The sequence below is a fragment of the Streptomyces sp. NPDC058145 genome, assembly GCF_042884245.1.
GTDB lineage: Bacteria > Actinomycetota > Actinomycetes > Streptomycetales > Streptomycetaceae > Streptomyces.
In genome coordinates this window covers 263,082-284,011 of the sequence record NZ_JBHVUH010000011.1, presented here as the reverse complement: position 1 = coordinate 284,011, position 20,930 = coordinate 263,082, and the positions used below count along the sequence as shown (strand labels likewise).

Genomic DNA, 20,930 nt, shown 5'->3' with positions numbered 1-20,930 from the left:
CGCCTTCCACCATCCGGTGGCTAGGAGATTTTCACCGGGTTAACGACGTCGGCGATCAGCACGAGGATCGTGAAGCAGACGAAGATCCCCGCCACCACGTACGCCACCGGCATCAGCTTCGCCACGTCGAAGGGGCCCGGGTCCGGACGGCGCAGCACGCGGGCCACGTTGCGCCGCAGCGACTCCCACAGGGCGCCCGCGATGTGCCCGCCGTCGAGCGGGAGCAGCGGGAGCATGTTGAACAGGAACAGGGAGAGGTTGAACCCGGCGACCACGAACACGGCCATGGCGAGCTGCTGCGAGGCCGGGATGTCCAGCGTGGCGATCTCGCCGGTGACGCGGGCCGCGCCGACGATGCCCATCGGGGAGTCCGGTTCGCGCGGGCCGTCGCCGAAGGCCGCGTCCCACAGGGCGGGGATCTTGCCGGGCAGGGCGATGAGCGAGTCGACGGCGTCGCCCACCCGGTCGGTCATCCAGGTCACGGACTGGCCGAAGTCCTGTTTGACGACGCCGGTGGCGGAGCTGAAGCCGAGGAACCCCGCCTTGACGTACTGGCCCTGGACGTAGGTTCCGCCGGAGTCCTTCTTGGCGACCTGGTTCGTGGCGATCTTCGCGTGCAGGGTCAGCTCCTGGCCCTTGCGGTCGACGACGATCGCGACGTCCTTGCCCGCGCTGTCCCGGATGAGGTCGGACAGCGTGTTCCAGTCCCCGGTCGGCGTGCCGGCGAAGGAGACGATGCGGTCGCCGTTCTTCATGCCGGCGGCCGCCGCCGGGGAGGCGGGGTCGGACTTCTTGCAGCTGTCGCGGTTCTCGCTCTGCGCGATGACGCAGGGCGAGACGGAGGCGACGGTGGTGGTCTGCTGCTGGATGCCGAAGCCCATCAGCACGGTGAGGAACAGGCCGATCGCGAGCACCAGGTTCATGAACGGGCCGGCGAACATGACGATGACGCGCTTCCACGGCTTGCGCGTGTAGAACATGCGCGTCTCGTCGCCCTCCTTCAGCTCCTCGAAGGCGGCGGAGCGGGCGTCCTCGATCATCCCGCGCCACGGAGAGGTGGAGCGGGCGGAGACCCGGCCGGCGTCGTCGGGCGGGAACATGCCGATCATGCGGATGTAGCCGCCGAGCGGGACGGCCTTGATGCCGTACTCGGTGTCGCCCTTCCTGCGCGACCAGATGGTCGGGCCGAATCCGACCATGTACTGCGGGACGCGGATGCCGAAGAGCTTGGCCGTGGACAGGTGGCCCAGCTCGTGCCACGCGATGGAGACGAGCAGGCCGACCGCGAAGACCACTATGCCGAGGATGAACATCAAGGTCGTCATGCACGCGCCTCCGCGGTCCGGTCTGTCAGTTCGAGGGCCCTGGCCCGGGCCCAGGTCTCCGCTTCGAGGACGTCCGACACGGTGAGTGAGGTTCCCGTGTCCGGGGTGCCGTGCTCCTCCACCACCCGGGTGACGGTCTCCATGATCCCGTTGAAGGGCAGTGCGCCGCTGCGGAACGCCTCGACGCATTCCTCGTTGGCGGCATTGAACACCGCCGGAGCGGTGCCCGCGAGCTGCCCCACGTGCCGGGCGAGGTTCACCGAGGGGAAGGCCTCGTCGTCGAGCGGGAAGAACTCCCACGTGGAGGCCTTGCTCCAGTCGAAGGCGGGCGCCGCGTCCGGGACGCGTTCGGGCCAGCCCAGACCGATGGCGATGGGCCCGCGCATGTCGGGGGGCGTCGCCTGGGCGATCGTGGATCCGTCGGTGAACTCGACCATCGAGTGGACATACGACTGCGGATGCACGACGACCTCAATGCGGTCGAAGGGAATGTCGTAGAGCAGGTGCGCCTCAATGACTTCCAGGCCCTTGTTGACGAGGGTCGCCGAGTTGATCGTGATCACCGGGCCCATCGCCCAGGTGGGGTGCGCGAGGGCGTCCTCGACGGTGACGTTCGCCAGCTCCGCCCTGGTCCGGCCGCGGAAGGGGCCGCCGGACGCGGTGACGACGAGCTTGCGCACGTCGGCGCGGGTGCCGGAGGCGAGGGCCTGGAACAGCGCGGCGTGCTCGGAGTCGACCGGGATGATCTGCCCGGGCTTGGCGAGCGCCTTGACCAGCGGGCCGCCGACGATCAGCGACTCCTTGTTGGCGAGCGCGAGGGTGCGGCCCGCCTCCAGGGCGGCCAGGGTGGGCGCGAGGCCGATGGACCCGGTGATGCCGTTCAGCACGGTGTGGCAGTCGGAGGCCGCGAGGTGGGTGGCCGCGTCCGGTCCGGCGAGGATCTCGGGCAGCGGCTCCGCGGCGCCGTAGAGCCCGGTCAGCGCCTCGCGCAGGGCCGGCACGGCGTCCTGGCGGGCGACCGCGACGGTCCGCGCCCGCAGGCGGTGCGCCTGCTCGGCGAGCAGGGCCGGGCGGGCGCCGTTCGCGGAGAGGGCGGTGACCCGGAAGCGGTCGGGATGGCGCAGTACGAGGTCGATGGCCTGGGTTCCGATGGACCCGGTGGAGCCGAGGATCACCACGTCCTTCGGGCCGTCTCCCGCGAGGGGGTCGTACACGAGGTGCGGGTCGGCGAGGGGCGCGGGGCTGGCGGGACTGTCGGTCATTCCCCCATTGTCGCCGCAAGCGGCGGCCGTCCGGACAGGACGTCCCTCATGGAAGGGCGCGTCACCTGTTTTCGTCGACGGAACGAGTTGATTGTCCGTATGTCTCCTGATGTGGGTCTGGCGTGAAAATCATCCATGCCCGGGGCGTCAACGACGCGACCGCGAGTACCGCCGGACCGGGTGAATTCCCGGGCGCGGGGCCCTCGCTCATGGCATTCTGCCCGCTGGAGCCAAGTCCAAGTGGCTCACAGGGGGAGGAGACACCACGATGAACCGCATGCGCACGACCGCGACCGTCCTGGCGGCGGCGGGGGTCGTCACCGCCGCTCAGCTCGGTCTGGGCGGTGTCGCGTCGGCCGCGACGGGGACGAGCACCGGCTGCCCGGTCGACCTGGTCTACCCGAGCCGTTTCTACGTCGACTCGCACGGCTGGGTGACCAACGGCGGCCTGTACTTCGGGATCAAGAACAAGAGCACCAGCAAGAGCTTCAAGAAGGTCACGTTCACCGTCACGAACGTCCGCAACATCCGCTTCGGCACGGCCAAGGCGAAGGGCGGCAAGGTCACCAAGAACACGACCAGGACGGTGTCCGTGTACACCACGACGCTCAAGAAGAAGACCAGCCTCGGGGTGAAGGTGCCCACGCACCTGCTCAACACCCGTTCCTACAAGGTGAAGTTCACCCTGAAGGGCACCGGCTGGAACTGCGCCTCGAACCAGGGCACCTGGGGCGTCTGAGCCCAGGTGCCCTGTCCGGGACGGGATGTTCAGGCGCCGAAGGGGCGCCGCTCGCTCGGCCGTGCGGACGGTCCGGGGGTCGCGTCGGCGATCCACGGGCCGTCCCCGGACGGGTCGACCACGCCCTCCTCCAGCCAGGTGTAGGCGCCGCCGAGGACTCCCTTGACCACCTTGCGGTCGAGGTCGTCGGTGTTGGCCCACAGGCGGCCGAAGAGTTCCTCGATCCGGATGCGGGCCTGGCGGCAGAAGGCGTCGGCGAGCTGGTAGGCCTCGCGGCCGTGCTCGCCCTCGTTGCGCAGCCGCTCGGCGCGGACACAGGCCGCGCTCATCGCGAACAGTTCGGCGCCGATGTCCACGATCCGGCCGAGGAAGCCCTGCTTGGTCTCCATCCGGCCCTGCCAGCGGGACATGGCGTAGAAGGTGGAGCGGGCCAGTTTGCGGGCGTGCCGCTCGACGTAGCGAAGGTGGCCGGAGAGGTCGACCTCGCGCTTGAACTCGCCGTAGGAAGACGGCAGTTGTCCGGGCCCGGCGACCAGCTTCGGCAGCCACTTGGCGTAGAAGACACCCGCGTTCGCGCCCGCCTTCGCCTTGTCCGAGAGGGTCTTGTCGGGGTCGATGAGGTCACCGGCGACCGAGAGGTGGGCGTCGACGGCCTCGCGGGCGATCAGCAGGTGCATGATCTCCGTGGAGCCCTCGAAGATGCGGTTGATGCGCAGGTCGCGCAGCATCTGCTCGGCGGGGACGGCCCGCTCGCCGCGCGCCCTCAGGGACTCGGCGGTCTCGTAGCCGCGGCCGCCGCGGATCTGGACCAGTTCGTCGGCCATCAGCCAGGCCATCTCGGAGCCGTAGAGCTTGGCGAGGGCGGCCTCGATGCGGATGTCGTTGCGGTCCTCGTCGGCCATCTGCGAGGACAGGTCGAGCACGGCCTCCAGGGCGAAGGTGGTGGCCGCGATGAAGCTGATCTTGGAGCCGACGGCCTCGTGCAGCGCGACCGGCTTGCCCCACTGCTCCCGCTCCGCCGCCCACTCCCGGGCGATCTTCAGACACCACTTGCCGGCACCGGCGCACATCGCGGGCAGCGACAGCCGGCCGGTGTTGAGGGTGGTGAGCGCGATCTTCAGACCCGCGCCCTCCGGGCCGATGCGGTTGGCGGCGGGCACCCGGACCTGGTGGAAGCGGGTGACGCCGTTCTCGATGCCGCGCAGCCCCATGAAGGCGTTGCGGTTCTCCACGGTGACGCCCTCGGCGGTGGCCTCCACCACGAAGGCGGTGATGCCGCCCTTGTGCCCCTCGGACTTCGGCACCCGGGCCATGACGACGAGCAGGTCGGCGACGACCCCGTTGGTGGTCCACAGCTTCACCCCGTCGAGGACGTAGTCGTCGCCCTCGGGCACGGCCGTGGTCGCCAGGCGCGCCGGGTCGGAGCCGACGTCCGGCTCGGTGAGCAGGAAGGCGGAGATGTCGGTGCGGGCGCAGCGGGGCAGGAAGGCGTCCTTCTGCTCCTGGGTGCCGAAGATCTTCAGCGGCTGCGGTACGCCGATCGACTGGTGGGCGGAGAGCAGGGCGCCGACCGCGGGGCTGGCGGAGCCGGCCAGGGCCAGCGCCTTGTTGTAGTAGAGCTGGGTCAGGCCGAGACCGCCGTACTTCGGGTCGATCTTCATGCCGAGGGCGCCGAGTTCCTTCAGGCCCGTGATGACCTCGTCGGGGATGCGGGCCTCGCGTTCGATGCGGGCGGAGTCGACCGTCGACTCGCAGAAGGCGCGCAGTTCGGCCAGGAACGCCTCGCCGCGCCGTACGGACTCGGCGTCGGGGAGCGGATGGGGGTGGATGAGGTCGAGCCGGAAGCGGCCGAGGAACAGTTCCTTGGCGAAACTCGGCTTGTGCCAGTCCTGTTCCCGGGCGGCCTCCGCCACCTGGCGGGCCTCACGTTCGGTGACGTTGGTGCGTTGGGTGGTGGGGGCGGACATTGAGGCTCACCTCGCCGCGAAGAGGGATCATTGAGGGTCGTTCACTACCGACCGGTGCTACTGGATCGTTGGTACCCGAAACGGGCCGACCTCACCACCCCTCGCGCGCCGTTCGGGTGGAATGGCCGCCGAAGGCCGGTGACGGCGAGGTGTACTGGTTTCCTGCGGCACTTCGGGCCCCGGGGATTTGCTGTCGAAGCGCTTCGACAGCCTATGCACACCCACTCGCACTGGGGCTACTGTCGAGACACCCTCACTCGCCCTTGTCAGCCATGCGCCGTGTCGAAGCGCTTCACAAAGCTTGGAGAGCTGGATGGTCACCCTCGCCGAGGTCGCCCAGCACGCCGGAGTCTCGGCGAGCACGGTGAGCTATGTCCTCAGCGGCAAGCGGTCCATCTCCGCCACCACCCGGGAACGGGTCGAGCAGAGCATCCGGGAGCTCGGCTACCACCCGAACGCCGGGGCCCGCGCCCTGGCGAGCAGCCGGTCGAACATCATCGCGCTGATGATCCCGCTGCGCACCGACCTGTACGTGCCGGTGATGATGGAGATCGCCATCGCGGTGGCCACCACGGCCCGCGCCCACGGGTACGACGTCCTGCTGCTCACCGGCGAGGAGGGCCCCGACGCGGTGCGCCGGGTCACCGGCAGCGGGCTCGCCGACGCGATGATCCTGATGGACGTGGAACTGGAGGACGAGCGGCTGCCGCTGCTGCGCGGCTCGCACCAGCCGTCCGTGCTGATCGGCCTGCCCGCCGACGCCGGCGGGCTGACCTGCGTCGACCTGGACTGGACGGCGACGGGCGCACTGTGCGTGGAGCATCTGGCCGGGCTCGGGCACCGCGACATCGCTGTCATCGGCGAGGCCCCTGCCGTGTACGAGCGGCACACCGGCTTCGCCGAGCGCACCCTCGACGGGCTCCGCTCCCGGGCCCGGCAGGCGGGCGTCCGGTTGCTGCACCGGCCCTGCGAGGGCGGGTACGACGCGATGGCCGTGACCCTGGCCCGGATCCTGGACGAGCGGCCCGGGACCACCGGGTTCGTCGTGCAGAACGAGTCCGCGGTGGAGCCGCTGCTCGCCCTGCTGCGCCAGCAGGGCCGGGCGGTGCCCGAGGACGTCTCCGTGGTCGCGATCTGCCCGGACCAGGTCGCCGTGCGGGCCTCGGTACGGCTGACCTCGGTCGCCATCCCCGCGCAGGAGATGGGCCGGCACGCCGTGGAACACCTGATGGCCAAGCTGGACGGGCGGGGCGGCGACGAGGTCGTGCTGATCACGCCCGAGCTGACGGTACGGGCGAGTACGGGGCCGGCGCCCGCCGCGCCCTGACCCTTCCCTCGCCTTCCCACCCCTCGCCCCGGCCGCCCGGGGCACACCGCTGCCTGCCTTCCCTGTCTGCACTCCTTCAGGAGCATGCCCGTGAACCAGCCTGCCGGAATTCAGCCCAAGGTCAGCCTCGCGCAGTCCTCCCCCACCGTCGGCACCTTCCGCGAGCGGGACGGCGCGCTACCACCGGCCGCACCGTCCTGGGCGGCGGGACGCCGGCCGCCGACGCCTACGACGTCCTGGCCGAGCAGTGCGCCCTGAGCATCCCAAGGAGAGCGGCGGCGCGCGGGAACCGGTCGAGCCGTGCGTCCCTCGGGTCCGCTCCCTGCGGCCCTGGCGGGCGGTCCGCAGGACAGTCATTCGGGGCCCTCTGCCCGGAAGGGAACGGCACCGCACGCGTGCCGCGTCCCCTGGCTCGCCCGCTGAGCCGGTCAGCCGGCCCGGAAAAGGGAGACGGCCGGAGCCCCCGCACAGTGGGCTCCGGCCGTCTTGCCGACCTGTTCGTGTCAGGTCAGAGCGCGAGCCCGGTGAGGACCAGCACGCGCTCGTATGTGTAGTCGTCCATCGCGAACCGCACGCCCTCACGGCCCACACCGGACTGCTTGGCGCCGCCGTACGGCATCTGGTCGGCGCGGTAGGACGGCACGTCGCCGATCACGACGCCGCCGACCTCGAGGGCGCGGTGGGCGCGGAAGGCGACCTGCAGGTCGTGGGTGAACACACCCGCCTGGAGGCCGTACTTGGAGTCGTTGGCGGCGGCGAAGGCCTCGGCCTCGCCGTCCACCTTCCGCACGGTGAGGACCGGCCCGAAGACCTCCTCGCAGGAGATCGTGGTGTCGGCGGGCACCTCGGTGAGGACGGTCGGCGCGTAGGAGGCGCCGTCGCGCTCGCCACCCGTGAGCAGCTTCGCCCCGGCGGCGACGGCCTCGTCCACCCAGGACTCGACGCGCCTGGCGGCGTCCTCGCTGACCAGCGGGCCGACGTCGGTCCTGGCGTCGCTCGGGTCACCGGTGACCTGGGCCTCGACGGCGGCGACGATGCGCGGCAGCAGACGGTCGTACACGGAGGCGTCCGCGATGACCCGCTGCACGGAGATGCAGGACTGGCCGCCCTGGTAGTTGGAGAAGGTCGCGATGCGGGTCGCGGCCCAGTCCAGGTCCTCGTCGCTCGCGAAGTCGCCGAGCACGACGGCCGCGCCGTTGCCGCCGAGTTCCAGGGTGCAGTGCTTGCGCGGCACCGAGTCCATGATCGCGTAGCCGACCTTCTCCGAACCGGTGAAGGAGATCACCGGCAGGCGCTCGTCCTGGACCAGGGCGGGCATCCGGTCGTTGGCGACCGGGAGGATCGACCAGGAACCGGCGGGCAGCTCGGTCTCGGCGAGCAGGTCACCGAGGATGAGGCCGGACAGCGGGGTGGCCGGGGCGGGCTTGAGGATGATCGGGGCGCCGGCGGCGATGGCCGGGGCGATCTTGTGCGCGCACAGGTTCAGCGGGAAGTTGAACGGCGCGATGCCGAGGACGACGCCCTTGGGGAAGCGGCGGGTCAGCGCCAGCCGGCCCTGGCCGCCGGCGTCGGTGTCCAGACGCTGGGCCTCGCCGCCGTTGAAGCGGCGTGCCTCCTCGGCGGCGAACCGGAAGACGGAGACGGCACGGCCGACCTCGCCCCGGGCCCACTTGATCGGCTTGCCGTTCTCGGCGGAGATCAGCTGGGCGATCTCCTCGGTGCGCTCGACCAGACGCTTGCTGACGTGGTCGAGGGCGGCGGCCCGCACGTGGGCCGGGGTGGCGGCGAAGTCCTCACGGACGGCGTACGCGGCGGCCACGGCCTCCTCGACCTGGGCCTCGGTCGGCACGCTGACCTTGCCGACGAGACGGCCGTCCCACGGGGAGGTGACGTCGAAGGTGTCCTCGCCGGTGGCCTGGCGGCCGGCGAGCCAGAAGGCGTGGGTGGAAGTCATTGAGTCGTCCCGGCCCTTCCGCGTTGTGGGTGTGCTTTCGGTTCGTGGTCCACGGTAGGGCGGGGGCAGGCGGCGGTCGCTTGTCCGAGTCGTAGCAGTCGGGGGGTGGGGTGCGCCGGTTTGGCGCGGTAGGGGTCGCGGGGGCGGGTTCTTCACCCCCGCACCCCCTGCCCGTGCCGTCCTCGAGGGGCTCCGCCTCGCGGACCCCGATCGGCCTGAACGGCCTCGTCCTCGAACGCCGGACGGACTTCATTGCTCCGACGACGTCGCCTTCAGGGCCAGCCACAGTTCCATGCGGACGTCAGGGTCGTCCAGGCTGCGCCCCAGGATCTCCTCGACGCGTCGCATCCGGTACCGCAGCGTGTGCCGGTGGACGCCCAGGTCCGCCGCGGCCGCGTCCCACTGGCCGTGCCGGGAGAGCCAGGCGCGCAGCGAGGCGACCAGGTCCCCGCGGCCCGTCGCGTCGTGCTCGTACAGGGGCCGCAGCAACCCGTCGGCGAAGGCCTTCACCGCGTCGTCGGCCAGCAGCGGCAGCACCGAGCCCGCGGCCAACTGGTCGTGCTCGACGAGCACCCGTCCGCGCCGCCGCGCCACCGAGAGCGCCTGCTCGGCCTGCTTGTAGGCAGCGGCCGCCGCGATCGGGCCGGCCGGCGCCGAGAGGCCGACGACCAGGTCGTCCTCCTCCGCCGCCCCCTGCTCGGGCACGGCCCGCGCGCCCTCCAGCGCCGACGCGTACCCGGTGCACGCGGCCACCGCCGCGCCCCCGTCGGCGACCAGCACCACCAGCCGCTCCCCCTCCGGCACCACGAGCACCGCCTCGGCGGAGCGTGCCGCCGCGGCCTCGACCGTCTCCGTGAGCGTGCCCAGCGGGTCGCCGCCGGACACCGACTCGGCGACGATCATCCGGAACGGCGCGTCGAGCAGCCCGCCGTACAGGTCCCCGGCGACCGCGCGGGCGTGGTCGGGCTCGCCGGCGAGCAGCATGCGCAGCACCGCCGCGCCGATCCGCTGTTCGGCCGCGTGCAGCGAGCGGGAGCGTTCGGTGGTGAGGGTGAGCAGGGCGATCGCGGAGTGCAGGGCGTAGCGCTCGGCGGTGCCCAGCGCGGCCGCCGTCCCCACGGCGAGCGCGTCCCGCGGGCGCTTCCCCGTCCCCAGGGAGTGCAGCTCCACCCGGTCCTCGTTCTCCGGTCCGCCCACCACCGACGACGCCGGAGCGGGCCGTTCCCGCAGCCGCTCCACCTCTGCGGTGAGCCGGGCGGCGCGGCGGCCTGCCCACTCGGGCGCGGCGGCCACGACGGCGCCCGAGGCGTCGTACAGCGCCGCCCAGCCGTCGATCTGCGCGGCGAGCGCGCCGAGCAGCCCCTCGGGGCCGGCGTTCAGCGCCTGCCGGGTCAGCTCGCGCTGGGCGGCGAAGCCTGCCGTGACGGCCCGGTACTGGTCGGCGGCGATCGCGGCGGAGACGGCCTTGCTGATGGCGAGGAACGGGGTGCGGCGGGGCACCTCCAGCAACGGCAGCCCCTCCTCCCCGGCGGCGTCGACGAGGGCCTCGGGGATCTCCTCGTAGTTGACCCCGACCGCGAAGCCGAGCCCGACCACTCCCGCGCCGGCCAGCCGCCGCACGTACCGCCGCATGGCCTGCGGGTCCTCCGCGTCCAGCTTGAGCGCGGTGATCAGCAGCAGCTCGCCGCCCTCCATGTAGGGCACGGGGTCGGCCAGCTCGCTCACGTGCGCCCACCGGACGGGCACGTCGAGGCGGTCCTCGCCCGCGCGCACGGTCAGCTTGAGCGCGGAGTGGTGGACGAGCGAGGCGAGGGTCGGGGGCATGGCGCCTTCAGGTCGTGGTGAACCGGTCGGACGGGAGTCCCGGTGACGGCCGGCTCGGGATCATTTGGCCGCCGCGTATGAACAGCCTATGCCGATTCTGCCGCACCGTACGGTCCGCCGATGCCCGTTCGGCCCTGTCTCAGCCCCGCAGATCCACCAGCAGCGGCGGCGCGTGCTCGCCCCGCACGGTCGTCAGCGACAGCACCGCGTGCCCGGGCGGCACCCCGTGCGCCAGCTCGGAGGCGGACCAGCGCTCGCGTTCCACCTGGCGGACGGTGACGGCCCGGGCGGTGGGCGCCTGCCCGGTGATGACCCGGCGCAGCATGTGCACGGCCTTGCCGGCCGGGGTCTCGGCGATGATCTGCCGGTCGGTGACGTCCCGGGTCTCGATCCACTCCTTGCCCCACACCTCGGCGAAGTCCTGCCCGTCCCAGGGAGTGAGCCCGGACAGCGCCATCCGGCATCCGGTGGAGCCGAGCAGCGGGCCGCGCAGCGGCCGGGGCACGTCGTCCAGGGTGCGCAGCGTCAGTACGGCGCCCGCGCCCGCCGACCGCAGCCGCTGGATGCCGCGGACCGCCTCGGGGGTGACCACGCCGGAGGCGTCGTCCAGCAGCAGGCAGGCGAAGAGCGACCGGTCCTCCCGCGCCGTCACACTGGCCGTGAACTGGGCGAGCACCAGCCGGGCCAGGATCCGGGAGGCGTCGGCGTGGCCGCGCTGCGGCAGGTCGATGCGGACCCGCACCGGGTGGTCGAGAGCCTTCAGCGAGAACGGCCGGGACTCCCCGGAGGTGTCGAAGAAGGCGGCGAAGGCGGGCCGGTCGAGCAGTGCGACCCGGTCGGCGAGCACCGCGCCGACATCGCCCGGGTGGGCCATCTGCCGCTCGCGGGCGTCCAGTTCGCGCAGCAGCGAGGCCTGCCCGGTGTCGGTGAGCGTCTTGCGGAGGGCGGCCAGCGGGCCGGGGGTGCCGTCGAGCAGCTGGCGCAGCTCGGGGACGGAGGGGAAACGGGCGTGGACGGCCCGGAAGGGGCCGAGGAGCTGGGCGAGGACGGTGGTGGAGCGGCGGCTGTCGCTGCCGGGGTGCGGGTCCGCGAGGTCGCCGACGAGGGCCTCGGCGAGTATGGCGGCGGCCTCGTCCGGGTCGGTGGTGCCGCCGTACAGGTCGAGGTCGTAGACGGAGTCGGGGTGCCCGACCCGCACGACGACGTCGTAGGACTCGGCCGGCCCGAGTCCGGCGCCCGCCGCGCCGACGACCACGAGCGCGGCCTGTCCGGCGAGCGCGTGCAGGCACAGCGACTCGGCGAGCGGCCGGACCACGGAGCCGGTCTTGCCGGAGCCGGCCGGGCCGACGGCGAGCAGGGAGGTGCCGAGCAGCTCGGGCCCGAGGGCGAGTCCGGCGCCCCGGTAGTGGTAGGGGTTGCGCGGGTCGTCGGCGGTGGTGCCGAGCCGCACCTGACCCGTGACCAGGTCGTGCCGGGCCTGCCGGGCGGGCAGGTCGCGCTCGCCGGAGGGGTGCGGGCAGGCGGCGGCGCCGTCCTGCAGCACGGCGCCCGTGAAGGTGGCGAGGCTGTGCGCGCCGGACCGCACGCCCTGCCAGGCCCGGCTGATCCGGGCGTGGTCGACGTCCCGCATCAGCCCGGCCCGCGCGTCGGCGGCCAGCCGGGCGGCGGCCTCGTGCGCGCCGGAGGCACGCAGCTGCGGCCACTCGGCGGGGTCCTGCTCGGGCGCGGGGGGCGGTTCGGTGGCGGGCGCGGCCGGACGCCAGGCGGGCGGCCCGTAGCGCCGCCAGACCTCGCCCCAGCGGCCGAGCCGGCCGACGACGAGCATGATGACGACGGCGATGAGCGTGTAGTACGAGTACCAGAGGACGGCGTTGCCGACGCGGCTGTTGCCCTGACGCCAGGAGTCCGGGGTGAACAGCTCGAGCGGCAGCACCCACCAGCCGCCGAGGTAGCCGTTCCACAGCAGGGACCACACCAGCCAGCCCACCAGGAACGCGATCAGCGCGCCGCTCAGCAGTTGCCGGGCGGGGATCAGCTCGGGTTCCTGTTCGGGCCGCGGCCGGTGCCCGAACCGCCACACGCCGGGCGCCGCCTGCGGCCTGGACGCCCGCAGCCAGGCGAGGAAGGCCGAGCCGTCCGGCCGCGGGGGCGCGCCCGGCGGAACCGGGGGCATGGGCGGTAGGGCGGCGCCCTCCGGGGGCGCCGCCGGGCGCGGCACCGGATTCGCATGCGTGCCGCGCGCGTCCCGCATCCCGTCGCTGTCCATGGCCCGTTCCCCCTGACCTGCCGTTCCGTCCACCGTCAGCGAGCCAATCTAACGCCCCGGGAACGGGAGTTCACCGCTTACGCGGCCGGGCGGACGGCCGGTCCTGGCACATCCGTCACCCGCTGCTATGTCCACCACGGACAACGGGCCTCCCCGACAACGCCCACATGGAGCATGCCCACCCACCTTTCCCGGCCCTAACCTGCGAAGAAAGAGACAAGCGTCCGAAAAACGCACCGTCCGGAACCCCCGGGAACACCCGGTACGCAAGATCACAGGGAGAGCCCCCATGACCGCACTTCCGCAGGAGCGCCGCGTCGCCACCGCCATCCCCGGCCCGAAGTCGCAGGAGCTGCAGGCCCGCCGCACCGCCGTGGTCGCGCAGGGCGTGGGCTCCACGCTGCCGGTCTTCGTCACCCGCGCCGGCGGCGGCATCATCGAGGACGTCGACGGCAACCGCCTGATCGACTTCGGTTCCGGCATCGCCGTGACCTCGGTCGGCGCCTCCGCCGAGGCCGTCGTGCGGCGCGCGGGCGCCCAGCTCGCCGACTTCACCCACACCTGTTTCATGGTCACCCCGTACGAGGGCTACGTGGCGGTCGCCGAGGCCCTCGCCGAGCTGACCCCGGGCGACCACGCCAAGAAGTCGGCGCTGTTCAACTCCGGCGCCGAGGCGGTCGAGAACGCCGTCAAGATCGCGCGTGCCTACACCAAGCGCCAGGCCGTCGTCGTGTTCGACCACGGATACCACGGCCGTACGAACCTGACCATGGCGCTGACCGCGAAGAACATGCCGTACAAGCACGGCTTCGGTCCGTTCGCCCCCGAGGTCTACCGCGTTCCGGTCGCCTACGGCTACCGCTGGCTCACCGGTCCGGAGAACGCGGGCCCGGAGGCCGCCGCCCAGGCCATCGACCAGATCACCAAGCAGGTCGGCGCCGACAACGTGGCCGCGATCATCATCGAGCCGGTGCTCGGCGAGGGCGGCTTCATCGAGCCGGCCAAGGGCTTCCTGCCGGCCATCCGCCAGTTCGCCGCCGACAACGGCATCGTGTTCGTCGCGGACGAGATCCAGTCCGGCTTCTGCCGTACCGGCCAGTGGTTCGCCTGTGAGGACGAGGGCATCGTCCCGGACCTGATCACCACCGCCAAGGGCATCGCCGGCGGTCTGCCGCTGGCCGCCGTCACCGGCCGTGCCGAGATCATGGACGCCGCGCACGCGGGCGGCCTCGGCGGCACCTACGGCGGCAACCCGGTGGCCTGCGCCGGTGCGCTCGGCGCCATCGAGACGATGAAGGAGCTGGACCTCAACGCCAGGGCGAAGAACATCGAGGCGATCATGAAGTCCCGCCTCGGTGCCATGGCCGAGAAGTTCGACATCATCGGTGACGTGCGCGGCCGCGGCGCGATGATCGCCATCGAGCTGGTCAAGGACCGCGCCACCAAGGAGCCGAACCCGGAGGCCACCGCGGCGCTCGCCAAGGCCTGCCACGCCGAGGGCCTGCTGGTGCTCACCTGCGGCACCTACGGCAACGTGCTGCGCTTCCTGCCCCCGCTGGTGATCGGCGAAGACCTGCTGAACGAGGGCCTCGACATCATCGAGCAGGCCTTCTCGCGCATCTGAGCGACCTGGTCGCACCTCTGAACAGTCCTGCGGCAGGCCATGTGAAGAAGGTGTGCGGGGTGGATGGCGGGACGCGATTCCGTCTGCCCAAGCGCCCCGGCCTGCCGTAGGTTCTACCCAGATGAGAGATACACCCCGCCCACAGGGGACTGTGGGCGACCTCAGGCCGGGGCCTCCCCAGCTTCGACCTGGTCGTGCCCTCGCGCACACAACCGGGGCCTGACGGCTCCGGGATCTCCTCACCGATCGGACGGTCGCCGCCCCAAACCCCCCGGGGCGAGCGACGTTCCGGTCCGGACGGCCGCCCCGGAACGCCCCCCCTGTTCCTGGGCGGCCGACCTCCTTCCCGGCCGAAACCTGCCAGTCTGTCCCCCATGGCTGTGCTCCTGGGTCTGTGCCTTCTCCTTCTTCTGCTCTTCGCGGTGATCACCTGGCAGGTGGTCGCCGACGGTCCGCTGACGCGTGTGGACGAGCGGCTCAGTCACGCCCTGGTCCACCCGGACCGGTTCTCCGGAGGACTCTCCGACCTCGGCAACGTCGAGGTGGCGGTCCCCGTGCTGCTCCTGGCCGCCGGGTACGTCGCCTGGCGCGGCCGCACCGCGGGCACGGACCTGTGGTGGCTGCGGCCGGCCACCGCGGCCGCCGTGATGGCTCTGGTCCCGGCGGTCGTCGTCCCGCTGAAGGAGTGGACCGCCCGCCCGGGAACACCCGTGGTGCCCCCGGGGACCGGCTACTTCCCGTCCGGTCATACGGCGACGGCGGCGATCGCGTACGGCTCCGCGACCCTGCTGCTGCTTCCCTGGCTCCGCTCCCCCACCGCCCGCCGGATCCTCGTCGGCGGCTGCGCGTCCCTCGTGCTCGGCGTCTCCTACGGTCTGGTCCGCCGAGGCTGGCACTGGCCGCTGGACGTGGTGGCCAGCTGGTGTCTGAGCACCGTGCTGCTGGCCACCCTGTTCCTCGTTCCCCGCGTCGTGCTCAGCCGAAGTACGCGTCGAAGTTCTTCCGGAACTCCCAGTTCGCGTAGCGGTCCCAGTTCACCGACCACGTCATCAGCCCCCGCAGGGCGGGCCAGGTCCCGTGGGTCGCGTACGAGCCGCAGTTCGTCCTCTTCGTGAGGCAGTCAAGGGTCTTGGTGACCTCGGACGGGGAGACGTAGCCGTTGCCCGCGTTGGTCGACGCCGGCATGCCGATGGCGACCTGGTCGGGGCGCAGCGGCGGGAAGACGTTGTTCGCGTCGCCCGCGACCGGGAAGCCGGTGAGCAGCATGTCGGTCATGGCGATGTGGAAGTCGGCGCCGCCCATGGAGTGGTACTGGTTGTCCAGGCCCATGATCGGGCCGGAGTTGTAGTCCTGCACGTGCAGCAGGGTCAGGTCGTCGCGCAGGGCGTGGATGACCGGGAGGTACGCCCCGCAGCGCGGGTCCTGGCCGCCCCACTTGCCGGTGCCGTAGAACTGGTAGCCGTTCTGCACGAAGAAGGTCTCCGGCGCCGCGCTCAGCACGAACTTCGAGCCGTACTCGGCCTTCAGGGTCTTCAGGGCCGAGATCAGGTTGACGATCACCGGGGTCGTGGGGTTCCTGAAGTCCGTGTCGTTCGCGTTCAGGAAGAGCGAGTGGCCCTCGAAGTCGATGTCGAGGCCGTCCAGGCCGTAGTCGTCGATGATCTTCGAGACCGAGGCGACGAAGGTGTCCCGCGCGGCCGTCGTGGTGAGCTGGACCTGGCCGTTCTGGCCGCCGATGGAGATCAGCACCTTCTTGCCGGCCGCCTGCTTGGCCTTGATCGCCGCCTTGAAGTCGGCGTCGCTCTCGACGTCGGGGCATTCGGTGACCGGGCAGCGGTCGAACCGGATGTCGCCGGAGGTGACCGAGGTCGGCTCACCGAAGGCGAGGTCGATGACGTCCCAGCTCTCGGGCACGTCGGCGAGGCGGGTGTAGCCGGAGCCGTTGGCGAAGGTGGTGTGGAGGTAGCCGACCAGCGCGTGCGCGGGCAGGCCGGGTGAGCCGCCGCCGGTGCCGCCCGGGGTCGTAGCGGTCACGGTGGCCGACTTGGCGGACTCGCCCGCGTCGTTGGTCGCGGTGACCTGGAAGCCGTATGCCGTCGAGGGCGTGAGTCCGGTGACGGTGGCCGAGGTGCCGCTCACCGTCTGCACCCTGACCCCGTCGCGGTAGACCGCGTAGCCGGTGGCGCCGGTCACCGCCGACCAGGACAGGGCGACGGAGGACGAGGTGACGGTGCCGGTCCTCAGTCCGGCGGGCACGGCGGGCGGCTGTCCCGTGCTTCCGCCGGGGCCGGTCAGGGAGATGTCGTCGGCGTAGTAGGCGCCGGTGCCGTACCAGCCGTGCGTGTAGACGGTCACCTTCGTGGTGGCGGCGCCGGTGGTGAAGGTGGTGGTCAGCTGCTGCCAGTCGGCGGCGGACTGGGTCCAGGTGGAGACGTCGGTGGTGCCGGTGCCGGTCGCGCCCAGGTAGACGTAGGAGCCGCGGACGTAGCCGGACAGGGTGTACCGCGCGTTGGGCCGCACGGTCACCGTCTGCGCGCACTGGGCGTTGTCGCTGCCGGCCGGGGTGGCCTGCAACGCGGAACCGCCGCTGTGCACGGGTGAGGTGACCGTAGTCCCGGCCGTGCAGGTCCAGCCGTCGAGGCCGGACTCGAAGCCGCCGTTGCGCGCGAGGTCCGCGTCGGCCGCGCGGGCGGCCGACGAGAGCGCGGTGATGCCTGGTACGGCCAGCAGCGCGGCCGTGAACAGGGCGAGGAGGGATCTGGGGCGTCGGTCGCGTCTGGCGCGGTCCACAAGGGCCTCCGGAGCGGGGGGAGTTGGAGGGGTGGAGCGCACTCAACTTGGTCCAGACCAATCCTGTTGTCAAGATGTCGAGCCGCTGTCCCTCCCTCTCCCGCCCCCGGCCAGCTCCGCCGCCGCCTCGTGCATCGCCAGTTCCAGCAGCGCGGGGTCGCTCAGCGTCCCCGAGCCGTCCGGCGGCACCAGCCAGCGCACGGTCCGGGTCGCCCGGCCCGGGTACGGCACGACGATCCAGGTTCCGGCGCCGGCGGTACGGATGCCGGTGCCCAGCCAGCGGGCCGCGGTGCCGGGCGGCACGAAGAAGCCGACCCGGCTGTCGCCGAAGTCGACGAGCACCGGGCCGGGCCGGTCGAGGACCCGGGTGAGCACGTCGAGCGTGGGATACCCGAGCTCCCCCGGCAGGATCAGCACGTCCCAGGCCCGGCCGGCGGGCAGCAGCGTGACCCCGAGCGGATTGCGCTCCCAGGCCCAGCGGCAGGCCTCGGGATCCGGCGCGACGGCCACCAGCCATTCGATCGCCGTCTTGGCCGCACTCATCAAGAAGACCTCCCTCTGCGTTCCGGACGCGGTCGCGTCCAGAAGGAAGAAGGAGGTCGTCCGGGATGCATTACGCGGGTTGCCGCTCCTCTTTCGAGTGAGCCGGGTCACCCCACGCCGGGTTCAGCTGTCGAAGCCGAGGCCCAGCCGGTCCATCGTGCGCAGCCACAGATTGCGCCGGCCGCCGTGCGCGTCCGCGCGGGCCAGGGACCACTTGGTCAGGGCGATGCCGGTCCAGGCGAAGGGCTCCGGCGGGAACGGCAGCGGTTTGCGGCGCACCATCTCCAGCTCGGTCCGCTCGGTGCGCTCCCCGTCCAGCAGGTCCAGCATCACGTCGGCGCCGAAGCGGGTGGCGCCGACGCCGAGGCCGGTGTAGCCCGCCGCGTACGCCACCTTGCCCTGGTGGGCGGTGCCGAAGAACGCCGAGAAGCGCGAGCAGGTGTCGATCGCGCCGCCCCAGGCGTGGGTGAAGCGGACGCCCTCCAGTTGCGGGAAGCAGGTGAAGAAGTGCCCGGCGAGCTTGGCGTAGGTCTCCGGGCGGTCGTCGTACTCGGCGCGCACCCGGCCACCGTAGTGGTGGACGGCGTCGTAGCCGCCCCACAGGATCCGGTTGTCGGCGGACAGCCGGAAGTAGTGGAACTGGTTCGCCGAGTCGCCGAGTCCCTGGCGGTTCTTCCAGCCGATGGACGCCAGTTGGCCGGCGCTCAGCGGCTCGGTCATCAGCGCGTAGTCGTAGACCGGGACGGTGTACGAGCGCACGCGCCGCAGCAGGCTCGGGAAGATGTTCGTGCCGAGCGCGACCCCGCGGGCACGGACCGAGCCGTACGGGGTGCGTACGGCCATAGCGGCGCCGTACTGCTTGAGGGTGAGGGCGGGTGTGTGCTCGTAGACGCGCACCCCGAGCTCCATACAGGCCCGCTTCAGGCCCCAGGCCAGCTTGGCCGGATGCAGCATGGCCACGCCCCGGCGGTCCCACAGGCCCGCCTCGAAGGTGGGCGAGTTCACCTGCTCGCGCACCGCGTCGGCGTCCAGGAACTCGATGCCGTCGGCGAGGCCCTCGGCCTCCATTTCCCGGTGCCAGTCGCGCAGTTCCCGGGCCTGATAGGTCTCGGTGGCCACGTCGATCTCACCGGTGCGCTCGAAGTCGCAGTCGATGCCGTGCCGGGCCACGGCGGCCTCGATGCCGTCGAGGTTGCGCCGGCCCAGCTCCTCCAGCCGGTGGATCTCGTCCGGCCAGCGGGTCAGGCCGTTGGGCAGGCCGTGGGTGAGGGAGGCGGCGCAGAAGCCGCCGTTGCGGCCGGAGGCGGCCCAGCCCACCTCGCGGCCTTCCAGCAGGACCACGTCCCGCCGCGGATCGCGCTCCTTGGCGTTGAGGGCGGTCCACAGTCCGCTGTACCCGCCGCCGACGACCAGCAGGTCACAGGTCTCGGTGCCGGTGAGGGCCGGCTCCGGGTGGGGCTTGCCGGGGTCTTCCAGCCAGTACGGGACCGGCTGGGCTTCGGAGAGAGCGGAGATCCAGTTGTCTTTGCCACGACTCATGGCGCTCGGGGCCATGATTTCAACTCCCTACAGGGCTGTTACGCCTTCTGGCTGTTACGGCGGTTGGTGATGAGCATCGAGACCAGGACGAACAGCACGGCGACGAGGAACATGGCCGTACCGATGACGTTGATCTGCACGGGCGTTCCGCGTTGCGCCGAGCCCCACACGAACATGGGGAAGGTGACGGTCGAACCGGCGTTGAAGTTGGTGATGATGAAGTCGTCGAAGGAGAGCGCGAACGACAGCAGCGCGCCCGCCGCGATGCCCGGTGCCGCGATCGGCAGGGTCACCCGCAGGAACGTCTGCACCGGCCCGGCGTACAGGTCGCGGGCGGCCTCCTCCAGGCGCGGGTCCATCGACATCACGCGCGCCTTGACCGCGACGACGACGAAGCTGAGGCAGAACATGATGTGCGCGATCAGGATCGTCCAGAAGCCGAGCTGAGCGCCCATGTTGAGGAACAGGGTGAGCAGCGAGGCCGCCATGACGACCTCGGGCATGGCCATCGGCAGGAAGATCAGCGAGTTCACGGCGGACCGCGCGCGGAAGCGGTAGCGGACCAGCGCGAAGGCGATCATGGTGCCGAGGAGGGTGGCCCCGACCGTCGCCCAGAAGGCGATCTGGAGGCTGAGGGACAGCGAGCCGCACATGTCGGCGACCCCGCACGGGTCCTTCCAGGCGGCCGTGGAGAACTGCTGCCACTCGTAGTTGAAGCGCCCCTTCGGCTTGTTGAAGGAGAACACGGTGACGACGATGTTCGGCAGCAGCAGATAGGCGAGCGTGAACAGCCCGCCGATGACCACGAGATGGCGCTTGAGCCAGGTGACGAAGGGCATTTAGACCAGGTCCTCCGTCCCGGACCGGCGGATGTAGACCGTGACCACGAGCAGGATCGCGGCCATGAGTATGAAGGACAGAGCCGCGGCGGTCGGATAGTCCAGGATCCTCAGGAACTGGGTCTGGATGACGTTTCCGATCATGCGGGTGTCGGTGGAACCGAGGAGTTCGGCGTTGACGTAGTCACCGGCCGCGGGAATGAAGGTGAGCAGCGTGCCGGAGACCACGCCCGGCATCGACAGCGGGAAGGTCACCTTGCGGAAGGTGGTCCACGGCTTGGCGTACAGGTCGCCGGCCGCCTCGTGCAGCCGCCCGTCTATCCGCTCCAGCGAGGTGTACAGCGGCAGGATCATGAACGGCAGGAAGTTGTACGTGAGACCGCACACCACCGCCAGCGGGGTGGCGAGGACGCGGTCGCCCGCCGTCCAGCCGATCCAGTTGGTCAGGTCCAGGACGTGCAGCGAGTTCAGCGTGTGCACGACCGGGCCGCTGTCGGCGAGGATCGTCTTCCAGGCCAGGGTGCGGATCAGGAAGCTGGTGAAGAACGGCGCGATCACCAACACCATGATCAGGTTGCGCCAGCGGCCCGCACGGAAGGCGATGAGGTAGGCCAGCGGGTAGCCGAGCAGCAGGCACAGGACGGTCGCGGCGGCCGCGTAGAGAACGGAGCGCAGGAACTGCGGCCAGTACTCGGCCAGGGCGTCCCAGTACGTCGCGAAGTGCCAGGTGACCTTGTAGCCGCCCTCCAGGGAGCCCGTCTGCACGGACGTGGAGGCCTGGTAGATCATCGGCAGCGCGAAGAACACGACCAGCCACAGCAGGCCGGGCAGCAGCAGCCAGTACGGAGTGAGCCGGCCGCGCCTGCGCGGGGGCTTCTGCGCGGGTTCGGCGGGGGCGAGGGGCGGTGGCGCCTCGGTCAGCGTCGACATG

General features: G+C 71.6%; 15 protein-coding genes and 1 pseudogene. 5 read left to right on the top strand and 11 right to left on the bottom strand.

All coding sequences use genetic code 11. From position 1 onward, the window contains the following. Nucleotides 1-20 precede the first annotated feature (20 nt). The gene (locus ACFVVO_RS25865; protein ID WP_390057966.1) at nt 21-1,325 is read right to left on the bottom strand and encodes a M50 family metallopeptidase; all 1,305 of its coding nucleotides are present in this window, start codon (nt 1,323-1,325) and stop codon (nt 21-23) included. After that, nucleotides 1,322-2,587 (bottom strand): 1-deoxy-D-xylulose-5-phosphate reductoisomerase, encoded by a 1,266-nt coding sequence (gene dxr / locus ACFVVO_RS25860; RefSeq protein WP_390057965.1) that lies wholly within the window; start codon nt 2,585-2,587, stop codon nt 1,322-1,324. Before dxr ends, ACFVVO_RS25865 begins: the two co-directional genes overlap by 4 nt. A gap of 277 nt (nt 2,588-2,864) precedes the next feature. On the opposite strand from dxr, the gene ACFVVO_RS25855 reads away from it, so the two are divergent. After that, nucleotides 2,865-3,326 carry a hypothetical protein gene (locus tag ACFVVO_RS25855; protein ID WP_390057964.1) on the top strand — a complete coding sequence of 154 codons (462 nt, stop codon included), beginning with the start codon at nt 2,865-2,867 and terminating at the stop codon, nt 3,324-3,326. Nucleotides 3,327-3,355: 29 nt separating this feature from the next. Here the strand turns inward: ACFVVO_RS25855 and ACFVVO_RS25850 are convergent, their stop codons facing one another. Then, on the bottom strand, nt 3,356-5,293 hold the full coding sequence (locus ACFVVO_RS25850; RefSeq protein ID WP_390057963.1) for an acyl-CoA dehydrogenase family protein: 1,938 nt from the start codon (nt 5,291-5,293) through the stop codon (nt 3,356-3,358). A 313-nt stretch (nt 5,294-5,606) separates the two neighbouring features. On the opposite strand from ACFVVO_RS25850, the gene ACFVVO_RS25845 reads away from it, so the two are divergent. Both ACFVVO_RS25845 and ACFVVO_RS25840 read left to right on the top strand, forming a co-directional pair. Further along, the gene (locus ACFVVO_RS25845) at nt 5,607-6,620 is read left to right on the top strand and encodes a LacI family DNA-binding transcriptional regulator (RefSeq protein ID WP_390057962.1); all 1,014 of its coding nucleotides are present in this window, start codon (nt 5,607-5,609) and stop codon (nt 6,618-6,620) included. A 90-nt stretch (nt 6,621-6,710) separates the two neighbouring features. Next, the gene (locus tag ACFVVO_RS25840) at nt 6,711-6,878 is read left to right on the top strand and encodes a hypothetical protein (protein WP_390058026.1); all 168 of its coding nucleotides are present in this window, start codon (nt 6,711-6,713) and stop codon (nt 6,876-6,878) included. Nucleotides 6,879-7,128: 250 nt separating this feature from the next. Here ACFVVO_RS25840 and ACFVVO_RS25835 read toward each other — a convergent pair whose 3' ends face one another. The 3 genes from ACFVVO_RS25835 to ACFVVO_RS25825 form a co-directional block, all read right to left on the bottom strand. Beyond that, complete coding sequence (locus ACFVVO_RS25835) at nt 7,129-8,574, bottom strand: aldehyde dehydrogenase family protein (RefSeq protein WP_390057961.1); 1,446 nt, start codon at nt 8,572-8,574, stop codon at nt 7,129-7,131. A 249-nt stretch (nt 8,575-8,823) separates the two neighbouring features. Beyond that, nucleotides 8,824-10,398, bottom strand: a complete 1,575-nt coding sequence (locus ACFVVO_RS25830; protein ID WP_390057960.1) for a PucR family transcriptional regulator — start codon at nt 10,396-10,398, stop codon at nt 8,824-8,826. Between the two features lie 139 nt (nt 10,399-10,537). Further along, the gene (locus ACFVVO_RS25825) at nt 10,538-12,664 is read right to left on the bottom strand and encodes an ATP-binding protein (protein ID WP_390057959.1); all 2,127 of its coding nucleotides are present in this window, start codon (nt 12,662-12,664) and stop codon (nt 10,538-10,540) included. A 289-nt stretch (nt 12,665-12,953) separates the two neighbouring features. Between ACFVVO_RS25825 and gabT the strand changes: the two genes are divergently transcribed. Together gabT and ACFVVO_RS25815 are read left to right on the top strand one after the other, a co-directional pair. Continuing rightward, the gene (gabT, locus tag ACFVVO_RS25820; RefSeq protein ID WP_390057958.1) at nt 12,954-14,288 is read left to right on the top strand and encodes a 4-aminobutyrate--2-oxoglutarate transaminase; all 1,335 of its coding nucleotides are present in this window, start codon (nt 12,954-12,956) and stop codon (nt 14,286-14,288) included. A 374-nt stretch (nt 14,289-14,662) separates the two neighbouring features. Continuing rightward, a pseudogene (locus ACFVVO_RS25815) lies at nt 14,663-15,322 on the top strand (phosphatase PAP2 family protein); the annotation flags it as partial. Here the strand turns inward: ACFVVO_RS25815 and ACFVVO_RS25810 are convergent. From ACFVVO_RS25810 to ACFVVO_RS25790, 5 genes are all read right to left on the bottom strand, one after another. After that, complete coding sequence (locus tag ACFVVO_RS25810) at nt 15,264-17,078, bottom strand: chitinase (RefSeq protein WP_390057957.1); 1,815 nt, start codon at nt 17,076-17,078, stop codon at nt 15,264-15,266. The pseudogene ACFVVO_RS25815 and the gene ACFVVO_RS25810 overlap by 59 nt on opposite strands. A 69-nt stretch (nt 17,079-17,147) precedes the next feature. Then, nucleotides 17,148-17,621: a hypothetical protein gene (locus ACFVVO_RS25805; protein WP_390057956.1), complete on the bottom strand. Its 474-nt coding sequence runs from the start codon at nt 17,619-17,621 to the stop codon at nt 17,148-17,150. A gap of 123 nt (nt 17,622-17,744) precedes the next feature. After that, a complete protein-coding gene (locus tag ACFVVO_RS25800) occupies nt 17,745-19,175 on the bottom strand; it encodes an NAD(P)/FAD-dependent oxidoreductase (RefSeq protein ID WP_390057955.1) in 1,431 nt (476 codons plus the stop codon). 23 nt (nt 19,176-19,198) lie between these two features. Continuing rightward, nucleotides 19,199-19,999, bottom strand: a complete 801-nt coding sequence (locus ACFVVO_RS25795; RefSeq protein ID WP_390057954.1) for an ABC transporter permease — start codon at nt 19,997-19,999, stop codon at nt 19,199-19,201. Further along, nucleotides 20,000-20,929, bottom strand: a complete 930-nt coding sequence (locus ACFVVO_RS25790; protein WP_390057953.1) for an ABC transporter permease — start codon at nt 20,927-20,929, stop codon at nt 20,000-20,002. Nucleotide 20,930 lies beyond the last annotated feature (1 nt).

Bases quoted from the DNA above. Each gene is read 5' to 3' on its own strand.
- ACFVVO_RS25805 (WP_390057956.1), bottom strand. From the start codon at position 17,621: ATGAGTGCGGCCAAGACGGCGATCGAATGGCTGGTGGCCGTCGCGCCG.
- ACFVVO_RS25830 (WP_390057960.1), bottom strand. From the start codon at position 10,398: ATGCCCCCGACCCTCGCCTCGCTCGTCCACCACTCCGCGCTCAAGCTG.
- ACFVVO_RS25795 (WP_390057954.1), bottom strand. From the start codon at position 19,999: ATGCCCTTCGTCACCTGGCTCAAGCGCCATCTCGTGGTCATCGGCGGG.
- ACFVVO_RS25845 (WP_390057962.1), top strand. From the start codon at position 5,607: ATGGTCACCCTCGCCGAGGTCGCCCAGCACGCCGGAGTCTCGGCGAGC.
- ACFVVO_RS25855 (WP_390057964.1), top strand. From the start codon at position 2,865: ATGCGCACGACCGCGACCGTCCTGGCGGCGGCGGGGGTCGTCACCGCC.
- ACFVVO_RS25800 (WP_390057955.1), bottom strand. From the start codon at position 19,175: ATGGCCCCGAGCGCCATGAGTCGTGGCAAAGACAACTGGATCTCCGCT.
- ACFVVO_RS25790 (WP_390057953.1), bottom strand. From the start codon at position 20,929: ATGTCGACGCTGACCGAGGCGCCACCGCCCCTCGCCCCCGCCGAACCC.
- ACFVVO_RS25865 (WP_390057966.1), bottom strand. From the start codon at position 1,325: ATGACGACCTTGATGTTCATCCTCGGCATAGTGGTCTTCGCGGTCGGC.
- gabT (WP_390057958.1), top strand. From the start codon at position 12,954: ATGACCGCACTTCCGCAGGAGCGCCGCGTCGCCACCGCCATCCCCGGC.
- ACFVVO_RS25835 (WP_390057961.1), bottom strand. From the start codon at position 8,574: ATGACTTCCACCCACGCCTTCTGGCTCGCCGGCCGCCAGGCCACCGGC.
- ACFVVO_RS25850 (WP_390057963.1), bottom strand. From the start codon at position 5,293: ATGTCCGCCCCCACCACCCAACGCACCAACGTCACCGAACGTGAGGCC.
- ACFVVO_RS25825 (WP_390057959.1), bottom strand. From the start codon at position 12,664: ATGGACAGCGACGGGATGCGGGACGCGCGCGGCACGCATGCGAATCCG.
- dxr (WP_390057965.1), bottom strand. From the start codon at position 2,587: ATGACCGACAGTCCCGCCAGCCCCGCGCCCCTCGCCGACCCGCACCTC.